The sequence below is a fragment of the Rhizobium sp. CNPSo 3670 genome, from assembly GCF_057784555.1.
In genome coordinates this window covers 53,749-75,528 of the sequence record NZ_JBXSOL010000025.1, presented here as the reverse complement: position 1 = coordinate 75,528, position 21,780 = coordinate 53,749, and the positions used below count along the sequence as shown (strand labels likewise).

At 60.2% G+C, this 21,780-nt stretch carries 19 protein-coding genes; 18 read left to right on the top strand and 1 reads right to left on the bottom strand.

Translation table 11 applies throughout. The features are described 5' to 3' along the window. Positions 1-163 precede the first annotated feature (163 nt). Both AC13QO_RS23045 and AC13QO_RS23040 read left to right on the top strand, forming a co-directional pair. Entirely contained in the window at positions 164-1,075 is a 912-nt protein-coding gene (locus AC13QO_RS23045) for a glycosyltransferase family 8 protein (protein WP_430958610.1), read from the top strand. A gap of 59 nt (positions 1,076-1,134) precedes the next feature. Then, on the top strand, positions 1,135-2,253 hold the full coding sequence (locus tag AC13QO_RS23040) for a glycosyltransferase family 2 protein (protein WP_285194067.1): 1,119 nt from the start codon (positions 1,135-1,137) through the stop codon (positions 2,251-2,253). Between the two features lie 243 nt (positions 2,254-2,496). On the opposite strand, the gene AC13QO_RS23035 is transcribed toward AC13QO_RS23040, so the two are convergent. Further along, complete coding sequence (locus AC13QO_RS23035; protein WP_285194065.1) at positions 2,497-3,648, bottom strand: acyltransferase family protein; 1,152 nt, start codon at positions 3,646-3,648, stop codon at positions 2,497-2,499. A gap of 176 nt (positions 3,649-3,824) precedes the next feature. On the opposite strand from AC13QO_RS23035, the gene AC13QO_RS23030 reads away from it, so the two are divergent. The 16 genes from AC13QO_RS23030 (at position 3,825) to nuoG (ending at position 21,710) form a co-directional block, all read left to right on the top strand. Further along, positions 3,825-6,143, top strand: coding sequence for a membrane-bound PQQ-dependent dehydrogenase, glucose/quinate/shikimate family (locus tag AC13QO_RS23030; protein ID WP_285194064.1), 2,319 nt, complete (start codon positions 3,825-3,827; stop codon positions 6,141-6,143). A 344-nt stretch (positions 6,144-6,487) separates the two neighbouring features. After that, entirely contained in the window at positions 6,488-6,928 is a 441-nt protein-coding gene (locus tag AC13QO_RS23025) for a DUF305 domain-containing protein (protein WP_483315427.1), read from the top strand. Positions 6,929-7,328: 400 nt separating this feature from the next. Further along, positions 7,329-7,829, top strand: coding sequence for an NADH-quinone oxidoreductase subunit J family protein (locus AC13QO_RS23020; RefSeq protein WP_285194063.1), 501 nt, complete (start codon positions 7,329-7,331; stop codon positions 7,827-7,829). Next, a complete protein-coding gene (gene nuoK / locus AC13QO_RS23015; protein WP_488541946.1) occupies positions 7,829-8,131 on the top strand; it encodes an NADH-quinone oxidoreductase subunit NuoK in 303 nt (100 codons plus the stop codon). Before AC13QO_RS23020 ends, nuoK begins: the two co-directional genes overlap by 1 nt. Positions 8,132-8,136: 5 nt before the next feature. Further along, positions 8,137-9,600: a monovalent cation/H+ antiporter subunit D family protein gene (locus AC13QO_RS23010; protein ID WP_488541945.1), complete on the top strand. Its 1,464-nt coding sequence runs from the start codon at positions 8,137-8,139 to the stop codon at positions 9,598-9,600. After that, positions 9,597-9,851 (top strand): hypothetical protein, encoded by a 255-nt coding sequence (locus AC13QO_RS23005; RefSeq protein ID WP_097600728.1) that lies wholly within the window; start codon positions 9,597-9,599, stop codon positions 9,849-9,851. The genes AC13QO_RS23010 and AC13QO_RS23005 overlap by 4 nt, the downstream gene beginning before the upstream one ends. After that, positions 9,844-11,619 carry a Na(+)/H(+) antiporter subunit D gene (locus tag AC13QO_RS23000; RefSeq protein WP_488541944.1) on the top strand — a complete coding sequence of 592 codons (1,776 nt, stop codon included), beginning with the start codon at positions 9,844-9,846 and terminating at the stop codon, positions 11,617-11,619. The genes AC13QO_RS23005 and AC13QO_RS23000 overlap by 8 nt, the downstream gene beginning before the upstream one ends. 8 nt (positions 11,620-11,627) lie before the next feature. Next, complete coding sequence (locus AC13QO_RS22995) at positions 11,628-13,103, top strand: NADH-quinone oxidoreductase subunit M (RefSeq protein WP_488541943.1); 1,476 nt, start codon at positions 11,628-11,630, stop codon at positions 13,101-13,103. Further along, the gene (locus AC13QO_RS22990; protein WP_488541942.1) at positions 13,100-14,539 is read left to right on the top strand and encodes an NADH-quinone oxidoreductase subunit N; all 1,440 of its coding nucleotides are present in this window, start codon (positions 13,100-13,102) and stop codon (positions 14,537-14,539) included. The genes AC13QO_RS22995 and AC13QO_RS22990 overlap by 4 nt, the downstream gene beginning before the upstream one ends. A gap of 128 nt (positions 14,540-14,667) precedes the next feature. Then, positions 14,668-15,033, top strand: a complete 366-nt coding sequence (locus tag AC13QO_RS22985) for an NADH-quinone oxidoreductase subunit A (protein WP_488541941.1) — start codon at positions 14,668-14,670, stop codon at positions 15,031-15,033. Next, positions 15,021-15,524, top strand: a complete 504-nt coding sequence (locus AC13QO_RS22980; RefSeq protein WP_003582024.1) for a NuoB/complex I 20 kDa subunit family protein — start codon at positions 15,021-15,023, stop codon at positions 15,522-15,524. Before AC13QO_RS22985 ends, AC13QO_RS22980 begins: the two co-directional genes overlap by 13 nt. Continuing rightward, a complete protein-coding gene (locus AC13QO_RS22975; RefSeq protein WP_285194054.1) occupies positions 15,521-16,057 on the top strand; it encodes an NADH-quinone oxidoreductase subunit C in 537 nt (178 codons plus the stop codon). The genes AC13QO_RS22980 and AC13QO_RS22975 overlap by 4 nt, the downstream gene beginning before the upstream one ends. Before the next feature lie 29 nt (positions 16,058-16,086). Further along, on the top strand, positions 16,087-17,301 hold the full coding sequence (gene nuoD / locus AC13QO_RS22970) for an NADH dehydrogenase (quinone) subunit D (RefSeq protein WP_488541940.1): 1,215 nt from the start codon (positions 16,087-16,089) through the stop codon (positions 17,299-17,301). Positions 17,302-17,317: 16 nt separating this feature from the next. Further along, positions 17,318-17,827 (top strand): NADH-quinone oxidoreductase subunit NuoE, encoded by a 510-nt coding sequence (nuoE, locus tag AC13QO_RS22965; RefSeq protein ID WP_285194053.1) that lies wholly within the window; start codon positions 17,318-17,320, stop codon positions 17,825-17,827. 4 nt (positions 17,828-17,831) lie between these two features. After that, positions 17,832-19,097, top strand: coding sequence for an NADH-quinone oxidoreductase subunit NuoF (gene nuoF, locus AC13QO_RS22960; RefSeq protein WP_488541939.1), 1,266 nt, complete (start codon positions 17,832-17,834; stop codon positions 19,095-19,097). 33 nt (positions 19,098-19,130) lie between these two features. Further along, on the top strand, positions 19,131-21,710 hold the full coding sequence (gene nuoG / locus AC13QO_RS22955; protein ID WP_285194371.1) for an NADH-quinone oxidoreductase subunit NuoG: 2,580 nt from the start codon (positions 19,131-19,133) through the stop codon (positions 21,708-21,710). Positions 21,711-21,780: the final 70 nt, after the last annotated feature.

Sequence of the window (21,780 nt, the reverse complement as noted above, 5' to 3'; positions counted from 1 at the left end):
GAGGCGGGACGCTGTTTCAGCAAACGAGCGGTCCTGCGATCCGCAATATATACCCGACCGGACTGTCATACGACAGGTCAGCCGGGTCAATCAACAACTGCTCCCTCAACCCTGAAGAGAGCAGCCATTCACTCGCATTCAAGACAACCGGAAGGGTGATGACATGAACAATCAGTGCGTTGTCTACGTCACGGATGTGGAATATTCATTTCCGACTATCCTTTCCGCGCTTCAGGCTCGCAAATTCGCAAGTTCCGCAACCGACGTTTGCGTGCTTATGTCTGAACGTCTCGACAATTTCGGCGAGTTGAAGGCCCTGCTCGCCGCGAGCGGCGTCGAATTGGCGGATGCGACCGACGCACTGCAGGATTCGCTCGGCAAGCTTGACAGTTCGCACTTTCAGGGGCGCATCAGCGTCAGCACGATGGCCAAACTAGTCCTTTGCGAGATCCTGCCCACCCATTACAGCCAGATCATCTATCTCGATGGCGATACCCAGATCGTCAGCGATCTCGGCAAACTCGAAAACGCCAACGTGCCTGAAGGCCGGTTTTTCGCGGCCCGCGATTACACGGCAATCCAGGACTTCCTCAACACTGGGAAGGACAACCACTACTTCAATGCAGGGGTCCTGAAATTCCATCGCAACGGCTGGATCGGACAGGAGGCGCTTGAGCTTTTTGCCAGAAATCCCGAGGCTTGCGAGGGCAAACATGATCAGGGCGCATTAAATTATGTTTGCGGTTCGTCGCTCATCCTCGTGTCCAACCGCTGGAACTTTCCCAAGCAGTTTCTGCATCTGGTGAACATGTCGTCACTGGCGATCGTCCACTATATGGCGCATCCAAAGCCATGGCATGGGACCTTCTTTCCATGGACAGATCGTGAAAGCCAAGTCTATGTGGATCTGCGCAAAGCCCATCCGATTTATAACGCGCTCTATCGCGGAATAAGCCTCGATCGGAAGATACTCTATAAATATCGGTCGATACGGGCACGCCTCGAACACGCAATCGAAAGGAACGGCGCCCACCCGCGGGTTCAGAACCTGCTGGTTGGCGACTACGCAGTATGATGACGCATACTGGTCCGACCCAACAAATAAAGATCCGCATATAGAGCTCAGGATTGAAGATGAGTTATCGGGCTTCCGTCGCCAGTATCTCGCATTACGCAAAAGCCCGCCTGCGCCGGTCACTCAAAGCTCGGCAAGTTCGCTATGACGTGCTGCGCAGTGGGCTCAGACAGGCCCGACACGTCGTCATCTGCGTCATCCGTGACGAGGGCCATCGGCTGGCATTCTTCCTGCAATATTATCGCAATCTCGGTTTCGAGCACTTCATCTGCATCGACAACGGCTCGGCGGATGGAACGGCAGAATTGCTGTCCGGTTTCGACGATGTCTCGCTTCTCTCGGCTCATGGCTCCTACAAGGCGGCAAGGTTCGGAAACGACTGGATCAATGAGGTCATCAACCGGCACTGTCAGGAGAAATGGGTTCTTTATGTCGATGCAGACGAGTTCCTGGTCTACCCGCATTGCGACACTCGGCCAATCGATCAGCTGACCGCCTATATCGAATCCACCGGCGGTCATTCCCTCCGCTCGGTCATGATCGACATGTACAGCGAGCGTCCCGTTCTCGAAAACATATGTGAACCCGGCCGCAACCCGCTCGAAGTCTGCAATCTATTCGACCGGTCCGGCTACGTCGCACATTTCGACGACCGCAACAGGACAACGTGGATCAAAGGGGGCGTCCGCGGACGCATCTATTTTCGCGATCGGCTCTGGGACGGGCCGGCGCTCAACAAGATCCCGCTCGTATATGTGACAGGTGAACGGCTGTTTCTCAAATCATCACACCAGGTCTGGCCGCTCTCCCTGAATCTGGGCGACATGCGCGGCGCGATTTGCGTATCCGGCGCGCTTCTCCACTTCAAATTCCTATCGACCTTCGTGCACAAGGTTGCCGATGCCGAGCATCTTTCTCAGCATACGGAAGAATACACTGTTTACTCCGCTGACAAGGGGATGGGCGGCTTCGTCTGTGACGATACAGGCACTTACGCAAGCTGGAGGGACTTGTCCGATCATGGGCTCATTCAAGGCGAAGGCTGGAAATATTGGAAGAATGTCTCCGGGGACGAAATCGAAACAGTCCAGCAGAACATGCCTGGTTCAGCGCAGCGACATCCGCAGAGAAGGCATGAAAATCGCTACGACCCCGCCTCCCTTGGATCGGCATCGTGACCGAACCTGGTAGCCGCCAATACGGCTCTATCGGACTTTCCGCCGTTCCGCTCGAAGCTTAGGGGGCAAATCTAAATCGAACGGCTCGACTGAAGCGTCACACGGTATGACTGCTTGAGGCATCATGCGATGGCATAAGCCCAGCATCAGCATTAAGCATTCAGAGCCGCTGTGACGGCAAATCGCGATGATCTCTTCGCTGGTCGGCTTCGGTTTGCGGGCTCTCCGATGGCGACTGGAAGCCTATTTCAAAACCGCGCCGGCCAACTCCCGTCTTGAACCGCGCTGCAGGTACAGGTTCTCAAGCCAGGTCACCTGTTTCCTCAACCCCAACGCAGGCCTTTCGATAAAGTGCCACGAGAAGGCGGCAAAACAAGTGACAATCAGGCTGCAGACGATCCCATTCAGCCACCAGTTATGCGCCCAGGGTCCGAGCGCGACGAAGGCCTGCTGGATTGGATAGCCATAAAGGAATACGCCATAGGAATAGTCGGCCCCCTGGAGCACTCCGAGCTTGCGGGGCGAGGTGAGGCCGAGAAAGACCGTTACATATCCAATAGCCGGAATGGCAACGAAGTCCCCAAAAGAGCTGAACCAGTAAGCCCACAATATGACGGCAACGGAAGCGATGAAGATGCGGACATCCCACAGAATCTTGTCTTTGTAGAGATAAATCGTCACGCCCACGAGGAAGGCGCCGATCAGCAGATTCCCCGACGCGGTCGTCGGCATGGATGCCCAGTTGCTCTCGTGCTTCCAATATCTCGCAAGCCCAAACCCCACGATCAACGCCGTCGTTGCCACCAGCGCCATTGCACGCCGCTTGACCACGCCGAGCAGAAAAAGCACGGCGATCGCGACGTAACATTCAAGTTCGAAAGGCACGGTCCAGAGCTGGCCATTTACCATCGCGGCGTCCGGATTGTTCAGGAACACCCCCGGAAGATTGAAGTGAATGTGTCCGGTGACATTCAGCAGATATGCAAAAAACTGGGGGTCGGTGAAGTAGTTACTGAGGTCATACTCGGTATAGATCGCTCCAAGTATAAAAGCAGCCAGCAACACTTCCACTGCGAGGGCGGGGTAAATCCGGATAAATCGATTGCCAAGAAAGGAGATCAACGTCTTCGACCGCGCGAGACTGCCGGCAACCAGGAACCCGCTCAAGGCGAAGAACATGGGCAGTACCGACTTGATAAAGGGGCGCAGGGGCGTTTCCCACAAAAACAGATCATCGCCATAGGTGACACGAGCCGTATGTATCCAAAGCACCGAAAAGGCCAACAGCAATCGCATGTAATCGAATCCTGTCGGCCGCCCCTTCGCCAGGTCAAGCTTTTCACCGAGAACCATCATTGCCCCTTTCAGAAGTTTTGACGCAATCGCAAGCATCATTGCCGGCTCGGGGACACGTGTCAGTGACCGCAGCTACATCATGAAAAATTTGAAGGGACTGCCTGTCTTCGGGACGAACACCTGACCATCGGTCCAACGCTCTGTGCTGCCGGAGACGCCGTTCGATGGTCGGAGACGAATGCGGGCTATTGCGCAGCGAATTGGATGAGGAGACGATGAAATTACTGGCCGCTCTGTTCTGTATCGTTCTCGCCTTTATTGGATTGGGCCTGACGGGAGGCGGCGCCTTGCTGCTCAGCCTCGGCGGCTCGCCCTATTACGCAATCACAGGACTTGCCTACCTCGTTGCGGCAGTTCTGCTGTGGCGCCGGAAGCCTCTCGGCGCATTGATTGTCCTGCTTGTCGCCGTTTTCACTCTTCCCTGGGCGTTATGGGAATCGGGCACCAATTTCTGGGCACTCTTCGCACGCTTGATGTCCCCCATCGCACTGGCGGGATTTGCGTTGCTCTTTGCACCAGCGCGCTTGCCCACCGTCGACCGAAAGCTCTTCCACGGCGGCGCGCTGCTTGCCGCCATTCTGTTTGCTGCAGGATTCGGTCTTGCCTTCATCCCGCATGAGGTGATCCGCCCTTCTGCAGACACCCCGGCTTACAAGACCGCCAAGGGCGACAACTCCCCTTCCGACTGGACATCCTATGGCCGCAGCACGGCGGGAGATCGCTATTCCCCGTTCGACCAGATCAACCGCAGCAATGTTGCCCAGCTTGACCTTGCCTGGACATATCGTACCGGAAGGGGCGACGGCGTCGATCAGAATACACCTCTGCAGATCGGGGATACGGTCTACACATGCACACCGACGAATGTGATCACAGCTCTTGATGCCGATACGGGAAAACTCCGCTGGACGTTCGACCCCAAAGCGTCGGCGCCCTATTGGCAGCGCTGCCGGGGCCTCGGCTATTACAAGATGCCGAAGGAACACCGATCGCCCGATGGCCTTTGCGACGAGCGTCTGATACAGACGACCATCGATGCCCGCCTCCTCGCGATTGACAGCAAGACCGGCGCGCCGTGCACGGCCTTCGGCGACAACGGTACTGTGCAGCTCTCCCAGGGCATGGGCGAAGTCAAGACCGGCTACTATTTCCAGACATCGGCTCCGCTGATTGCCCGCAACCTGATTGTCATCGGAGGCTGGGTCACCGACAATCAGGAGGTCGGCGAGCCGTCAGGCGTCATCCGCGCATTCAATGTGGTCACCGGCGAGCTCGAATGGGCCTGGGATCTCGGCAATCCTGCGATCACCAAGCTTCCGCCGGCAGGCGAGACCTATACGCGCGCCACGCCCAACATGTGGACGACAGCGGCCTTCGACGAAAAGCTCGGCCTCATCTATGCCCCGCTCGGCAATACCACGCCGGATTATTACGGCGCCAATCGCCCGGCTTTCGCCGATCAGTACAACGCGACATTGGTGGCGCTCGATGTGACGACCGGCAGGGAGAGATGGAAGTTCCAGACCGTGCATCACGATATCTGGGACTATGATCTGCCGGCCCAACCAGCGCTGATCGACCTCCCCGATGGCAATGGCGCCATCGTGCCGGCCATCTTGCAGACCACCAAACGTGGGCAGCTTTTCCTGCTCAATCGCCAGACCGGCCTTCCCCTCGCCGAAGTTCAGGAAAAGCCGGTTCCGCAGATGGGAGGCGCGCCGGAAGAGAAGCTGTCACCGACGCAGCCTTATTCGGTCGGCATGCCGACGATCGGTGCGGAACGCGTGACGGAGCAGCGGGCCTGGGGCCTGACGATGTTCGATCAGCTTGCCTGCCGTATCGCCTTCCGCAAGATGCGCTACGACGGCGATTTCACCCCGATCGGCACGCGTCCTGCACTTCAGCAGCCGGGAAATCTGGGCGGCCTCAACTGGGGAAGCGTCTCGCTCGACCTCCCCAACAACCGCGTGTTCATGAACGACATCCGTGTACCCAGCATCTTCGCCCTCGTTCCGCGGGCCGATTACGTCGATTTCGCCCTCGTCACGACGGCGCACGGCCCCTCCGCTCCACAGCGCGGCACACCTTATGGTATGACGACCGAGAAGTGGACGTCGAGACTGCGCATTCCCTGCACGCAACCGCCATGGGGGATGGTGACGGCAGTGGATCTGAACACACGCAAAATCGCATGGCAGGTGCCGGCCGGGACTGCCGAACAGCTCGGACCGTTCAAGATTAAGATGAATTTACCCATGTCGATGGGCTTGCCGACCTATGCTGGCACATCGGCGACTGCCGGCGGCCTTGTCTTCTTTGCCGGCTTTCAGGATTATTACATTCGCGCCTATGACGCCGAGAACGGCAACGAGCTTTGGAAATATCCTCTGCCTGTCGGCTCGAGTGCGACGCCGATGACCTACGTCTCACCGAGGACAGGCAAACAATATGTGCTGGTCTCGGTTGGCGGAGCGGCAAATTCGACTGACCTCGGCGACTATGTGCTGGCCTTCTCCCTGAAAGAGGGGGATTAGCCGGCCGAAAGATTGGCTGACAGTAGATGATCGCATCGAAGTCGTGCGCGTGGCCATGTCTGATCCTCTTGCTGCCGATCCGGGAACCAACCCGCTTATGCAAGGTTAAGGCGATATGCCTCCGAGTTGTTGCCTCGGAAACATCTGGAGCGGTTCAGCTTTTCACGGAAGCGCAGAACCGCTCCAACCTTTTGGATTTACGCTATTCCGGAGGGAAACGGCTTCGCACTTTTCCTGGAATTGCTCTAACCGCCTTCCGACTCGGTCCGAAGGCCGGAAGGAAGCTAGCAATGCGCAACCACCACAATTCCCGACATGAGGGGATGAGCAGGCATCCCTATTCCATGTTCGCCGTCAACATGATCCTCAGCCTGATCGCCATGTACTTCGTGATGTTTTCAATGATCGACGGCTGGAGCGATTTCCGGAATAATCTCAACATGCTCTACATGGCGTTAACGATGGTGGCCCCGATGGGCATCATCATGCTCGCCACCATGGGCGGCATGTACCGGAACAGGAAGCTAAACGCCGCCATCCATGCCGGCCTGGTGATCCTGTTCGTCGCGGCCTTTGCAGGCACTCGCACACAGGCTCTCATAGACGACCGCCAATTCATCGCATCTATGGTGCCGCATCATTCAGGTGCAATCCTCATGTGCCGGGAAGCAGCCCTCAACGATCCTGAACTGGTTGCTCTCTGCGCCAACATCTCGCGCGGCCAGCGTGCGGAGATCGAGCAGATGAACGCGATCCGCACGCGCCTGGATCAAGGTACGCGGTAAGACTCCTCGACCCGTTGTCAAACAAACAAGCCCGCGCCTAGGCGGGCATTGTTATTTGGATGCCGAGGCCTTATGGCAGAGAGACTTGCAACTTCGGCGGAACAGCCGGTGTTAGCTGGAAGAAATTTCCCAATACGCCTTAAACAAAACCTAGGTACCTACGGGGTAATCCCATTTGCCTGTGGAACCATAAAATAGGTACGACCCGATCGAAGGCGCGGGCTTGGCAAGCGACCGTCGGTCACGTCCGGGCCGGCTCGATCTTGCTCCCCCGATGACAATAATCTTGTGAAAAATCCGATACTAGGGCACAATTTGCGAAGGCATCTGAAGTTGCGGCGCAGTCTCGAATCCGGCCGTCTCGCGCCGAGTGGCAGTTCGCGTCGGAGGGTCGGCGTCGATGGATCAGGGGTTCTTTCTTCTGTTCGCTGCGGTATCCGTGATCACGGCCCTGACGGTGGTCCTGGCGCGCAATCCGGTTCACAGCGCGTTGGCGCTGATGGCGTGTTTCCTGCAGGTCTCGGCAATCTTCGTCTTGCTCCAGGCACCGTTGCTCGCGGTTATCCAGATCTTCGTCTATGTCGGCGCGATCATGGTCCTGTTCCTGTTCGTGATCATGATGATCGATGTGCGCGAAGCGGTGTTGCAGCGGTTCCTCCCAGGCGGCAACCTCCCAGCACTGGTCCTGCTCGCCCTGCTCGGGGTCGAGATGCTCGTGCTGGTGCTCTGGAGCAACCGCTTTTCGGTCATGGAGCCCGTCGCGATGCGCAGCGGCGATGACGTCAGGCAGCTTGGCACAGCCCTTTTCGCCGACTATCTCCTGCCGTTTGAAACCGCCTCCGTAATCCTGCTGGCGGCCTTGGTCGGCGCCATCATCCTGGCGCGGAAGGAGCAGGGGTGATGGTTCCGCTCTGGTGGTATATTGTGCTCGGAGTGGTCCTGTTCGTGATCGGAGCGGCGGGCGTGCTGCTCAGGCGCAATATTCTCATCGTACTGATGTCGCTGGAGCTGCTGCTCAACTCGGTCAACATCAATTTCATCGCTTTCGGGCGTTACCACGCCGATTTCCGCGGGCAGATCTTCGCGATCTTCGTCATCGCAATCACCGCGGCGGAAGTTGCCGTCGCCCTCGGTATCCTGGTTGTCCTCGTGAGGAACAAATCCACCCTCAAGATCGACGACGTGACGGTGATGAAAGGATAGCGGCTTTGGACCCGGTTGTATCGATCCGGCCGTTGCTTGCCATCGCCGTCGCCGGTCTGGCGGCCCTTGCAGTTCTCCTTTTGCATAACCGCGAGAGACTTCGCGATCTGGTCTCGCCATTGGCCGCGATCGCAATGTTCGCGATTGTCGTGTCGATGGCGCCCACGGTGCTGGCGGGCGGGACGGTCGAATTGCGCCTGTTCGAGGTTCTGCCGGGGATCGACTTTGCTTTCCGGGTCGATGCGCTCGGCATGGTGTTTGCCACCGTCTCGTCGCTTCTGTGGATCGTGGCGGCGATCTATTCCGTCGGCTATATGCGGCATTTGAACGAGCATGCGCAGACCCGGTTCTTCGCCTGCTTCGCCAGCAGTCTTGCGGCCGCCGCGGGAGGCGCCTTCGCCGCCAATCTGTTTACGCTGGTGATCTTCTACGAAGTGCTCAGTCTCGTTACCTATCCGCTCGTCTATCACCACGAGGACGAGGAGGGATGGAGGGGCGGCCGCAAGTACCTCGTCTATCTGATGGGCGCCTCGAAAAGCGCGCTGCTCGCCGCACTGGCGCTGACCTACCATATTGCGGGGTCGCTCGACTTTGTCGCGGGAGGGCTGCTGGCGGCGAGCGATGCCCCGGCGGCGCTGCTGACGGTCGTCTATTTCTGCTATCTTTTCGGCTTCGCCAAAGCCGCTGTGATGCCCATGCATGCCTGGCTGCCCGCCGCGATGGTCGCGCCGACACCGGTCAGCGCGCTTTTGCATGCAGTGGCAGTGGTCAAGATGGGCGTGTTCTGCGTGCTGCGGGTGGTGTTCCATGTCTTCGGCACGGGGCTGGTGGGTGGGCTGAGCCTCGGCATCGCCACGGCCTATCTGGCTTCGTTCACGATCCTGATGGCGTCGGTTTACGCCCTCACGCGGGACGACCTGAAGGCCAGGCTCGCCTATTCGACGGTCAGCCAGCTCTCCTACATCGTTTTGGGCGCGGTTCTGTTGTCGCCGGTCGCGATGGTCGGCGGGATCATCCACATCGCGGCGCACGCATTCTCCAAGATCACGCTCTTTTTCTGCGCCGGCTCGATCTATTGCGCGTCCGGCAAGCGCAACATCAGCGACATGGCCGGTATCGGCCGCAGGCTGCCCTGGACGATGGGGGCATTTTTCATCGCTTCACTCAGCATGATCGGGATACCGCCGACCGCGGGCTTCGTCAGCAAATGGTATCTGGCGGAGGGCGCCGCGGCGGCTGGAGAGACGGCGTTCCTGGTCGTGCTCCTGGTGAGCTCGGTCCTGAACGCCGCCTATTTCCTGCCGGTCAGCTATGCCGCCTTCTTCCAGACGGAGAAGCAGGAGAGCCGGACGACGGTCCGTGAAATTCCGCTGGTCACGATTCCGCTAGTCACGACGGCGATCCTGTCGGTGCTGATGGGCATTTTTCCCGGCTATTTTCTCACTCTGGCAGATGGAGTGATCCGATGATCAAGCGTGTCGTCGACTTCTTTGGTGCCGAACAATATGCGAGGCCGCGCCGCCGACTGTTCTACCTCGTGCTGGTCCTGATCGTCGTCGCCGACTTTCTGGTCTCTCGCGAACATGCCGAATATCTGTGGGACAGGCTGCCGGGCTGGTCCGCCGTCTACGGCTTCGTCTCCTGCGTCCTGCTTATCTTCGTTTCCAAGTTTCTCGGCCATCGGGTCGGGCTGATGCGGCGCGAGGATTATTATGACTGACTTCATCCATCCAGCTCTGCTCTTTATTCTTGGCGCCCTGCCGATCCCTTTCCTCAGCGGGTCGCTCCGCAAGGCCTATCTGCTGCTGATCCCTGCGCTGGCGATCCTTGCCGTACTTGCCATGGAACCGGGCAGCTATGGCGAAGCGCGATTCATCGGGCAGGAGATCCTGATCGCGAAGGTGGACAAGCTCAGCATCGTCTTCGCCACCGTTTTCACCATTATGGCGTTGATCGGCATGGTCTATGCGCTGCACCTGACGGATACCGGCCAGCACGTGGCGGCATTCGTTTATGTCGGCAGCGCGCTTGGCGTGGTGTTTGCCGGTGACTACCTGACCCTCTACCTGTTTTGGGAGGGCATGGCATTCGCTTCCGCCTATCTGGTCTTCGCGCAGCGTGGCGGACCGGCGGTCTGGGCCGGGTTCCGTTATCTCATGGTTCATATCACCGGCGGCGTCGTCCTGCTCGGCGGCATCATTTCCCACGGGCTCGCCACCGGTTCACTGCTTTTCGGCCCGATCCCGGGGGCCCTCACCAACGGAGGAATGGACGTCGGCGACTACCTGATCCTCGCCGGCTTCATTCTCAACGCCGCCGTGCCGCCGCTCAATGCCTGGCTGACCGATGCCTATCCGGAGGCGACCGTCACCGGGGCGGTGTTCATGAGCGCGTTTACCACCAAGACCGCCGTCTATGTGCTGGCGCGAGCGTTTCCGGGGACCGAGCTCCTTGTCTGGCTCGGCACCATCATGACGCTCTACGGCGTCATCTACGCGGTGCTGGAGAACGATTGCCGACGGCTTCTCGCCTATCACATCGTCAGCCAGGTGGGCTATATGATTGCGGGTATCGGCATCGGCACCGAGATGGCGCTGAACGGAGCCGCCAGCCACGCCTTCGCGCATATCCTCTACAAGGCGCTGCTGTTCATGGGTGCCGGTGCAGTCATCTACGTCACCGGCCGACGCAAGCTCACCGAGCTCGGCGGGCTTTACAAGACAATGCCGCTGACCGTGGCGCTTTACATGATCGGCGCCTTCGCGATCTCGGCCTTCCCGTTCTTCTCGGGGTTCGTCACCAAATCGATGGTGATAGCGGCCGCAGGAGCGGATCACCGCGCACTGGTGGTGCTGGCGCTGACCATGGCATCGTCCGGGACGTTCCTGCACACTGGCCTCAAGCTTCCCTATTACATGTTCTTCGGGACGGACCGGAAACTGGAGGCGCGCGAGCCGCCGCGCAACATGCTGATTGCCATGGGCATTGCGGCGGTGCTCTGCATTGCGATCGGGGTGTTCCCCCAGCCGCTTTATGCGCTTCTGCCCTATCCGGTGGATTTCGAACCTTATACGGGTTCGCATGTCACGGAGAGCCTCGGGCTGCTGATGTTCACCGCCCTGGGGTTCGTGCTGTTCCTCTGGGCGCTCGATCCCGAGAACACGATCAGCCTCGACACCGACTGGTTTTACCGCAAGGGTGCGCGGGCCTTCATGTGGCTCGCCGAAAGGCCGCTGGCGCGCTATGAGCAGGCGGTGAGCAATGTCTCCGAGACCGCGGCGCTGCCCTTGCTGCACGGCGCGGCGCGGGCAGGAATCCGGCTCGATCTGACCGGCGTCGATGCCGTCGTGAATGGCGTCGCCCACTCGATCCTGCACGGCGGCGGGCGGCTCAGGCGGCTCCAGACGGGTGTCGTGACCCATTACGTGCTGGCGATGATCGTCGGTCTTATCGCAGCCACCGCCGTCTTCGTCGTGGCGTGGCGGTAGGGGGTGCCATGGGCTTCCCGCTGCTCAGCCTCATCATATTCACGCCCGTTGTCGGGGCCGCGGTTCTCATGTTCCTGCGCGATGATGATGTAGTGCGGTGGAGCGCGCTCTCTTTCACCGTCCTCGACCTTGCTCTTTGCATCGCCATGCTGGTCGGATTCGACACCAAGATCCATGCCATGCAGTTCACCGAGACGCACCCGTGGGTGCCCGCGCTCGGGATCAATTATGCCCTTGGCATCGACGGAATCAGCGCGCTCTTCGTGTTCCTGACCGCACTGTTGGGGTTGACCTGCGTGCTCGCCTCCTGGGTCGCTATCGACCGCAAGGTGAAGGAATTCATGATCTGCCTGCTCTTCATGCAAGCGCTGATGCTCGGCGTCTTCTGCGCGCTGGATCTCTTCCTTTTCTACGTCTTTTGGGAGGCGATGCTGATCCCGATGTATCTCATCATCGGCGTCTGGGGCGGCGAGGGTCGGGTCTATGCGGCGATCAAGTTTTTCCTCTACACGCTGGCAGGCAGCCTCCTGTTCCTGATCGGCGTCATCGTGCTCTATTTCTACGGTGGCAGGACCTTCGATATCCTCGCTTTGACGGAACAGGATTTGCCATTCCGGATCCAGTCCTGGCTGTTCTTCGCCTTCCTGGTCGCTTTTGCGGTCAAGGTTCCGATGGTGCCGGTCCATACCTGGCTGCCGGACGCCCATGTGCAGGCGCCGACGGCGGGCAGCATTATCCTCGCCGGAGTGCTCCTGAAGATGGGCGCCTACGGATTCCTGCGGTTCTCGCTGCCGATGCTGCCGGAGGCATCGATGTATTATTCGCCGCTGATGCTGGCGCTTTCGGGGCTTGCGATCGTCTATGGCGGGTTGCTCGCGCTTGCGCAGGACGATCTGAAGAAGCTTGTGGCTTATTCCAGCATCAGCCACATGGGCTTTGTGACGCTTGGGATTTTTGCGCTGAATCTCCGAGGGCTCGAGGGCGGTATCCTGCAGATGTTCAATCATGGCGTGACGACAGGCGCCCTATTCCTGTTCGTCGGGCTGATTTACGAGCGCACCCATACCCGAAGCATCGCCGACTATGGTGGGTTGATGAAGGTGGCGCCTGTTTACACCACGTTTCTGGCACTGTTTACCCTGTCGTCGATGGCGCTGCCGGGAACGAATTCGTTCGTGGGCGAGTTGCTGGTGCTGTCAGGCGGGTTTGCGGCCAATCTGGTCGCTGGCTCTGCAGCCGTTTTGGGCGCATTGCTGGGGGCTGCCTATCTGCTTGGCATGTACGGAAAAATCGCGCTCGGCCCGGCCAGCGTCGGTACCCGGTTGAAGACACGCGACGTGAACGCCCGTGAGATGGCCGCGATCCTGCCGCTGGCCGTCTTCGTGCTCTGGGTTGGGCTCTATCCGAAACCCTTCCTCGACATCATCGATGACTCGGTGAAGCATCTGCTGACGCAGGTGAACAGTAAGGGGAGCGGCCCATGACCGCCGCCGCGCTTTTCCAGTCGGCCCTAGCGAGCCTGCCCGAGATCGTGGTGATCACCGGCGCCTGCATCCTGCTGATCCTGGGACAGTTTGTACGAAAGGGACAGGAACATTTGCTTGTCTGGGCGTCGATCGCGATTGTATTGATTGCCGCCTTGGCGACACTCATGCTTGCTAGCGAGGTGCGGCCGGCCTACACGGGCATGTTCGTCGCCGACCGCTTCGCCGTCTTCTTCAAGTTCGTTTTCTACCTGGCCACCGTTCTGACATTCGTCCTTTCGCGAAAATATGCCGATATCGAAGGGATCGGGAGCAGCGAATACTATGTCCTGCTGCTCTTCGCGCTTTCGGGCATGATGATCATGGCCTCGGCGACCGATCTCCTGTCGATCTATGTGGGCCTCGAACTGATGGTGATTTGCACCTATGTGCTGACCGGCTTCCTGCGGCGTGAGCGGCGGTCGAACGAAGCAGCACTGAAATACGTAATCCTTGGCGCGGTCTCGACCGGGATTTTCCTTTACGGCGTTTCGCTGGTCTATGGGCTCACCGGCACGACGCAATTGGACGGGATGGCTGCGGTCGTGACTGGCGATCCGCTCGATCCAGGTTTGTTGCTGGCGGTGGTCTTCATCGTCGCCGGGCTGGTCTTCAAGGTCGGCGCGGTTCCCTTCCACATGTGGCTGCCGGACGTCTATGAAGGCGCGCCGACAACGATCACCGCCTTCATGTCGGTGGGCCCCAAGGCGGCGGGGTTCGCGGTGATCCTGCGGGTATTCCTCAACCCTCTGGTCGCAGCCTCGGACGTCTGGATTATCGTTGCCGTCATTGCGGTGGTGACGATGGCGCTCGGAAGCTTCGTGGCGCTGGTGCAGGACAATTTCAAGCGTCTCCTGGCCTATTCCAGCATCGCCCATGCCGGCTTCGCCATTTTCGGCGTGGCCGCTGGTGGCGCCGATGGGATCGCCAGCGTGATGCTCTATCTGCTGATCTACGCCATCATGAATCTCGGCATTTTCGGCGCCGTCATCATGATGCGTAACGGCGATTTCTCGGGCGAGGTTATCGAAGACTATGCAGGTTTCGCCAAGTCACATCCTGGGCTGGCGCTCCTGATGCTACTCTATCTCTTCTCGCTGGCCGGCATTCCGCCGACCGCCGGTTTCTTCGCCAAATTTTACGTGCTTGTCGCCCTCGTCCAGCATGGTTTCGTCATCCTGGCGGTAATCGCAGTGCTGCTCAGCGCCGTCGCCGCCTATTTCTACATCCGCATCGTCATGGTGATCTATATGCGCGAGCCGAAGAGGACGTTCGCCCCGGCGCTCACGCCTCTGGTGGGCGCGACACTCGCCGTCACCGCCGCCGGCACCATCGGCATCGGGCTATTTCCGTCGTGGTTCCTGAAGCTTGCCCAAGATTCGGTCCTTGGCGGGTGAGCGATTGGATTTGCAATGATCACACCGACGGAATAAACTTGGAGGCAGAGAAAGGATTGTCCAGTCGCGCCGTGGCGTGACCGACTTACCCGTTCAGGATGAGGTCGGTGGGCAACCGGTGCAGTGATATGGCTGCAATGGAATTCTTGCCGGTTCTTTTCATGATCGCCGGAGTCGTTCTGGTGGCGGGGGTGACGTTGTTCGTTTCCTCGCTGCTGCGCCCATCCAATCCCTATCCCGCCAAGAACATGCCCTATGAATGCGGTATGGAGGCCGCGGGCGAGGCGTCGGCGGGTCGCTTCAGGGTGCCGTTCTTTATCCTCGCAATCCTGCTGGTCGTTTTCGACGTCGAAGCGATGTTCCTCTTTCCCTGGGCCGTCGTCCTGAAAGAGATCGGACTGGTCGGCTATATCGAGATGATCGTCTTCATATTGCTGCTTCTCGTGGGCTTCGCCTATGCCTGGCTGAAAGGAGCGCTGGAATGGGAGGCGTAAACAATGCGATCCGGGACAGCGTGCTGTTCACCACGGCCGACAGCATCATCAGTTGGAGCCGGCGATCGGCGCTGTGGCCGGAAACCTTCGGCATTGCCTGCTGTGCCATCGAAATGATCTCGGCCGGTTGCGCCCGCTACGATCTCGACCGGTTCGGCGTGGTGTTCCGCCCTTCACCGAGACAATCCGACGTTATGATTATCGCCGGCACCGTGACCCGGAAGTTCGCGCCCGTCGTGCGGCGGCTCTACGACCAGATGCCGGAACCGCGCTGGGTGATCGCCATGGGCACCTGCGCTATTTCGGGCGGGGTCTACAACACCTATGCCGTGGTACAGGGATCGGAAACCTTCGTGCCCGTCGATGTGCATGTGCCCGGCTGTCCCCCCCGGCCCGAGGCGCTGATGCACGGCTTCCTTCTGCTTCAAGAAAAGATCAAGAGGTCCCGGGCGCTCGCCGGCACACCTCTGGATCGGGTTATAGCGTCATGAATGTGGAGCCTCCCCTCAATCGCGCTCCGATCATGGAGCGCTTCGGAGAAACAATCGAGGACCTCGGCACTGCGCACGGTATCGATGCCTTTGCCGTTCCGCCCGAGAGGATAGTCGAGTTCTGCCGGCTCCTGAAAGAGCATCCGGGGCTGCAGTTCAATTTCCTCTCGGACATTTGCGGCGTCGATCATTATCCCGAAACGCCTCGGTTCGAGGCGGTCTACCATCTTTATTCGCTGCCCAACCGGTGGCGGGTCCGCATCAAGTGCCGACTTGGCGATCCTCCTGAAGTGCCTTCGGTCACGGGAGTCTGGCGTACCGCCAACTGGCATGAGCGTGAGGCCTGGGACATGTATGGTATCCGGTTCGAGGGACATCCCGATCTGCGCCGGATCTATATGTGGGAAGGCTTCGAGGGCTTTCCCCAGCGCAAGGATTTCCCTCTCAGGGGCTATAAGGACAAGTTGAACCCCTTCGGTGCCGAAGGTCCGCCGCCAACGCAGCCCGATCTTGCCACCAGGGACATTCCGTAAGGGAGGCCGTTCTACGCCGGAACGTTGAGATGACCGAAGTCACCGAGCTCAGCAGGCCTGAGGGTGAAGCGCTCAATACCAGGGAAGTGCTTCTCAACCTCGGTCCGCAGCACCCCAGCACCCATGGGGTTCTTCGGCTCGTCCTCGAACTGGACGGCGAGTTCGTCGAGCGCGTAGATCCGCATATCGGCTACCTCCATCGCGGCACCGAAAAACTGGCGGAGAGCTTCACCTATACCCAGATTTTTCCGCTCACCGACCGGCTCGACTATCTCTGTCCGCCTTCGAACAACCTCGCCTTCGCGCTGGCGGTGGAAAAACTCCTCGGCATAGAAGCGCCGATCCGGGCGCAATATATCCGCGTGATGATGGCCGAGCTGGCACGGATCTCCGGTCACCTCCTGATCACCGGCGCGCTGCCGATGGATCTCGGCGCCATGACCGCGCTGCTTTACGTCATGCGCGAGCGCGAAATGATCATGGATCTCCTGGAAATGATAACCGGTGCGCGCATGCACACGTCCTTCTGCCGGGTCGGCGGGGTGCGCGAGGACCTGCCTGACGGGTTCTTCCCCAAGATCCGGGAGTTTTGCGACATCTTCCCGAACCGGATCCGCGACTATGAGCGATTGCTCGAAGATAACCGGGTGTTTCTCAATCGCACGAAGGGGATCGGCGTGATCTCTGCAGAGGATGGCATCGATCTCGGCCTCAGCGGCCCGAACCTGCGTGCTTCCGGTGTCGACTGGGACATCCGCCGCGACGAGCCCTACGAGATCTATGACAGGCTGGCGTTCAACGTCATCACCCGTGACGAGGGCGATTGCTATGCACGCTGGCGATGCCGCGTCGATGAGATGCGCGAGAGCATAAGGATCATCGAACAATGCATCGACCAGATGCCTAAGGGGCCGTTCCAGATCGACATGCCGACGATCGCCTTCCCGCTGGACAAGGATCGGGTGCACTGCTCGATGGAGGCGCTGATCCAGCATTTCGACCTGTCGGCCTACGGCTTCAAGGTGCCGAAGGGCGAGGTCTATTCCGCGATCGAGGCGCCAAAGGGCGAGCTTGGCTTTTACATCATCAGCGACGGGTCGCCAAAACCGTTCCGCATGAAGGTGCGGGCACCCTCGTTCGTCAACCTTCAGGCCCTCTTCGGAGTCACCAACGCCCGCTATTTGGCGGACATGATCGCTGTGCTCGGCAGCCTCGACCCTGTGATGGCGGAGGTGGACAAGTAGCAAGGATTTGAATGCGATGACCATGCGCGAAAAGATCGAAGAGGCGGCGGCGCGGTATCCCGACCAGCGCTCTGCGATCATGCCCGCGCTCCTGATCGCGCAGGAAGAACACGGCCATCTGCCTGGGCCAGTGTTGGAAGAGGTCGCCGACATTCTCGGAGTCGAGCGGATCTGGGTCTACGAGTTGGCGACCTTCTATACCCTCTTCCATACCGAACCGGTGGGGATGTTCCACCTGCAGCTCTGTAACAATGTTTCCTGCATGCTGTGCGGATCGGAGGACCTGTTAGACCATCTGGAAACAGTGCTGGAGATCAGGAAAGGCGGCACCACTCCGGACGGGCTGTTCACGCTTTCAACGGTCGAATGCCTCGGCGCCTGCGAGATGGCTCCGGTGATGCAAGTCGGCGACGATTACCACGCCCACCTTGATGTGACGCGGATAAACGCATTGTTGGACAGCCTGCGGGCGATAGCGGGAGCCGCAAGCGTCGAGCACGCCTCTGCGCGGCTGCCGGGGGAGTAGCGCCATGTTCGAGCCAATTCTTCTCAAAAATGTCGATGTGGCGGATGGTCATTTGGTGTCGACCTACGAGGCTGGCGGCGGCTATCAGGCGCTGGCGAAGGCGCTGCGCGAGTACACGCCCGACGAGGTTATCGACCTCGTCAAACGGTCCAACCTGCGCGGTCGCGGCGGTGCCGGATTCCCAACGGGCATGAAATGGGGTTTCGTGCCGAAGCGCACCGGCAAGCCGACATACCTGTGCTGCAACGCCGATGAGGGCGAGCCGGGCACGTTCAAGGACCGGATCATCATGGAGCGCGACCCGCATCAACTGATCGAGGGGCTGGCGGTAAGTGCCTACGCGATTGGGGCCGAAACCGCCTATGTCTACATTCGCGGAGAATATGTGACGGCGATCCGCCGTCTGGAGCAAGCGATCGCGGAGGCCCACGCAAAGGGCTATCTCGGAAAGCGCATTCTGGGCTCGGATTTCAATTTCGCGGTACACATCCACTGCGGCGCCGGCGCCTATATCTGCGGCGAGGAGACTGCGATGCTCGAGTCGCTCGAGGGCAAGCGGGCGCAGCCGCGATTGAAACCTCCGTTTCCGGCCGTGGCCGGGCTCTACGCCAGCCCGACTGTGATCAACAATGTCGAGACGCTGGCCTGCGTGCCGCATATCGTGGCGCGGGGCGCGGACTGGTTCCGCGGCATCGGCCCGGACAAGAGCCCCGGCCCGAAGCTCTACTGCCTCAGCGGACAGGTGCGCAAACCCGGCCTCTACGAGTTGCCGATGGGCATACCGCTGCGCGAGCTGGTCGAAGAACATGCCGGCGGGACCTTGCAGGGACGCAAGATCAAGGCAGTGATCCCGGGCGGGGTCTCAGCGCCGGTCATCCCGGAGCACGGGCTGGAAGTGAGGATGGATTTCGACTCGCTGGCTGCCGCCGGCTCGATGCTCGGTTCAGCTGGCGTTATCGTAATCGACGATAGCACCTGCATGGTCAAGGTCGCCACCAGGATTGTCGAGTTCTTCCACCACGAGTCCTGCGGCAAGTGCACGCCCTGCCGGGAAGGATTGAACTGGGTCGTGAAAGTCCTGCGCCGGGTTGAAGGCGGCGAAGGTGCTGCCGGCGATCTGGAGCAACTGGAGATGCTCTGCAAGGGCATTTTCGGCAATACGTTTTGTGCCTTGGGTGATGGTGCAGCGATGGGATTGCGGGCAGCACTCACGCATTTCCGAGATGAATTCGTCGCCCATGTCGAGGAGCGGAGGTGCCCGTTTCACTGAAGGAGTGTGCTTGATCAGGGTTGTGAGGAAACCATGCTTAAAGTCACGATCGATGGACAAACGCTGGAAGTTGAGGCTGGCTCAACAGTGTTGCAGGCCGCCCGGCATTTGGGCATCGATATTCCGACCTTCTGCTATCTGAAGCGTCTGCCGCCGCTGGCCTCCTGCCGCATGTGTCTGGTGGAGATCGAGGGCCTGCGGCGGCTGCAGCCGTCCTGCGCTACTGCGGTCACCGATGGCATGGTCGTGCGGACGAATACGCCTCTGATCGAGGAAACGCGCTCTTCCATGCTCGACATGCTGCTCGCCAATCACCCCCTCGACTGCCCGATCTGCGACAAGGGCGGCGAATGCGAGCTTCAGAACATGGTAATGGCCTATGGGCCCCGCGAAAGCCAGTTCCGCGATGACAAACGTGTGTTCCACTCCGAGGACATTCGCCTCAGCCCGGTTATCATCATGAACGTCAACCGCTGCATCCAATGCCAGCGCTGCGTCCGGATGTGCGAGGAGGTCGTCGGCGCGGTGGCGCTGGGTACCGTCGAGAAAGGCATGGATACCGCCGTCACCGGCTTCGAGGGCAGTCTGGCGAGTTGCGACCAGTGCGGCAATTGCGTCGAGGTCTGCCCGGTCGGCGCGCTGATGAGCTTCCCCTATCGCTACAAGGCGCGCCCCTGGGATCTCGTGGAGACCGACACGATCTGCCCGCATTGTGGCACCGGTTGCCAGCTGACAGTGGGCACGCGCAAGGGCGAGTTCATGCGGGTGCGCTCGAAGTGGGACGAAGGTGTCAACCACGAAACTCTCTGCGTGCGAGGACGCTTCGGCCTCGATTTCGTTGCAAGCCGGGACCGGATCAAGCAGCCAATGATCCGTCAGGATGGCGCCCTGGTCCCGGTTTCCTGGGACGAAGCGGGGGATTATCTGCGCCGGCGACTGTTGGCTGTCGAGAGCAAGGAGGCCGGCGGGCTGGTCTCGCCTCGCCTGCCCAATGAGGTGCTTTATCAGTTCCAGAAGCTGATGCGAACAGTATTCCGGACCAACAACATTGATTGTTCGTCACGCTGGGCCGCGCCCTTCGATACGCTCGGCCCGCTATTGGGAACTTTCTACAGCCGCACACCGCTGGCCGACGTAATCGGCAACGACTGCGTGCTCGTCGTCGGCGGCAACGTGACCGAGGAGAATCCCGTGTCCGAATACCTGCTGCGAGACGCCGCGCGGCGGCGGCAGGCCGGATTGCTGATGCTTTCGGCGCGGCCCTCGCGCCTGGACGCCGATGCCAGGGTGGTGGTACGCGTGCCGCCGGGCGGAGAAGAGGCAAGCCTTGCGGCGGTGGTAGCCGCGCTCATGGCGGTGGCCCGTCAGACCTTGCCGGGCGACGCATTTGCGGACATCGGGGCGATGGTCGGCAGGCCGGCAACGGGCACCGGCAGCGACGGGCCGGATCGTCTGGCCACCGCGCTCAAGGAAGCCCGTAGCGTCACCGTGCTTGTCAGCGTCGACCTCCTGAGATCACCCGAAGCGCGCGCGACGCTGCTGCAGCTCTACAACCTGCTGCAGGTTCTCCGCCTGCTAGGCAAAGGCCCGGCGATGCAATTTCTCTTCGACCGTGCCAACCAGCTGGGAGCCTGGGACATGGGGGCCTTGCCGGCGGCTCTGCCGGGGCTGCGGGCAGTCGCCGATGACGCGGCGCGCGCAGCTCTTGCACGAAACTGGGGCGCCCAAATCCCGTCTGAACCCGGCGCGAATCTCGATGCCATGCTGGAGCTCTGCGTCGGTGGCCGGATGGGCGCGCTCTACATCGTCGGAACCGACCCCCTGATCGCCTATCCCGACCGGAACTTTGTGACGTCGGCGCTTGGCGCAGTTGATCTCCTGATCGTGCAGGACGCGTTCCTCACGGATACGGCGGGCATGGCCGAGGTCGTCTTGCCCGCGGCGGGATACGGCGAGGAATCCGGAACGTTCACCAACAACGAGGGCCGGATCCAGAATGTTCGCAAATTCCGTGAGCCCGTCTTCGACGCGCGAGGCAATCTGGCGATTATCGACTTCGTCGCCGCGCTACGCAGCCAGGCGTTGCCGCCATCGACGCGAGGCGAAATTTTCGACGAGATTGCCCGGCTGATTCCGGCCTATCAGGGGTTGACGCAGGACGGACTTGGCGGCGACGGCGCATTCACCAGGGCGGTGCCAACACTATCGGCTGGCGTGTTCCTTGCGCCGCCGTCCGCTCCAACAGCAGCCGACCGGCTCATGCTGATCACCGGCGACTGCCTGTTCCACAACGGATATCTTTCCGAACGGTCGGACACGCTGAACACAGTCGCGAACGATCCCTATGTCGCGATGAGCGCGCAGGATACTGCGGAGCTTGGCCTTTCGGATGGCGATCAGGTAATCGTGCGTTCCGGCCAGGGCGAACTGTCGGCGCAGCTCAAGGTCGACAGGCGGTTTCCCAAGGGCCTCGTCTTCGTTCCGGAAAACTATAGAGCCTTGCGTCTCAACAGCCTGCTGCGGCGGGGCGAATATCCATGCGTGGTGGAAGTCCAGAAGGCGCATGCCACTCCTGAGGTCGCCCCCCCAGGCCGGATCTGGCGCGGGGTTTGAGGATTTGGGATCGGGGGCACCGCAAGACTCCGTGGCAAGCTTCCCGCCCCAGCGTCATTACATCGAGTGG

Coding starts and splice junctions, on each gene's coding strand:
- AC13QO_RS23045 (WP_430958610.1), top strand. CDS start 164: ATGAACAATCAGTGCGTTGTCTACGTCACGGATGTGGAATATTCATTT.
- AC13QO_RS23040 (WP_285194067.1), top strand. CDS start 1,135: ATGAGTTATCGGGCTTCCGTCGCCAGTATCTCGCATTACGCAAAAGCC.
- AC13QO_RS23035 (WP_285194065.1), bottom strand. CDS start 3,648: ATGATGCTTGCGATTGCGTCAAAACTTCTGAAAGGGGCAATGATGGTT.
- AC13QO_RS23030 (WP_285194064.1), top strand. CDS start 3,825: ATGAAATTACTGGCCGCTCTGTTCTGTATCGTTCTCGCCTTTATTGGA.
- AC13QO_RS23025 (WP_483315427.1), top strand. CDS start 6,488: ATGTTCGCCGTCAACATGATCCTCAGCCTGATCGCCATGTACTTCGTG.
- AC13QO_RS23020 (WP_285194063.1), top strand. CDS start 7,329: ATGGATCAGGGGTTCTTTCTTCTGTTCGCTGCGGTATCCGTGATCACG.
- nuoK (WP_488541946.1), top strand. CDS start 7,829: ATGGTTCCGCTCTGGTGGTATATTGTGCTCGGAGTGGTCCTGTTCGTG.
- AC13QO_RS23005 (WP_097600728.1), top strand. CDS start 9,597: ATGATCAAGCGTGTCGTCGACTTCTTTGGTGCCGAACAATATGCGAGG.
- AC13QO_RS23000 (WP_488541944.1), top strand. CDS start 9,844: ATGACTGACTTCATCCATCCAGCTCTGCTCTTTATTCTTGGCGCCCTG.
- AC13QO_RS22995 (WP_488541943.1), top strand. CDS start 11,628: ATGGGCTTCCCGCTGCTCAGCCTCATCATATTCACGCCCGTTGTCGGG.
- AC13QO_RS22990 (WP_488541942.1), top strand. CDS start 13,100: ATGACCGCCGCCGCGCTTTTCCAGTCGGCCCTAGCGAGCCTGCCCGAG.
- AC13QO_RS22985 (WP_488541941.1), top strand. CDS start 14,668: ATGGCTGCAATGGAATTCTTGCCGGTTCTTTTCATGATCGCCGGAGTC.
- AC13QO_RS22980 (WP_003582024.1), top strand. CDS start 15,021: ATGGGAGGCGTAAACAATGCGATCCGGGACAGCGTGCTGTTCACCACG.
- AC13QO_RS22975 (WP_285194054.1), top strand. CDS start 15,521: ATGAATGTGGAGCCTCCCCTCAATCGCGCTCCGATCATGGAGCGCTTC.
- nuoD (WP_488541940.1), top strand. CDS start 16,087: ATGACCGAAGTCACCGAGCTCAGCAGGCCTGAGGGTGAAGCGCTCAAT.
- nuoE (WP_285194053.1), top strand. CDS start 17,318: ATGACCATGCGCGAAAAGATCGAAGAGGCGGCGGCGCGGTATCCCGAC.
- nuoF (WP_488541939.1), top strand. CDS start 17,832: ATGTTCGAGCCAATTCTTCTCAAAAATGTCGATGTGGCGGATGGTCAT.
- nuoG (WP_285194371.1), top strand. CDS start 19,131: ATGCTTAAAGTCACGATCGATGGACAAACGCTGGAAGTTGAGGCTGGC.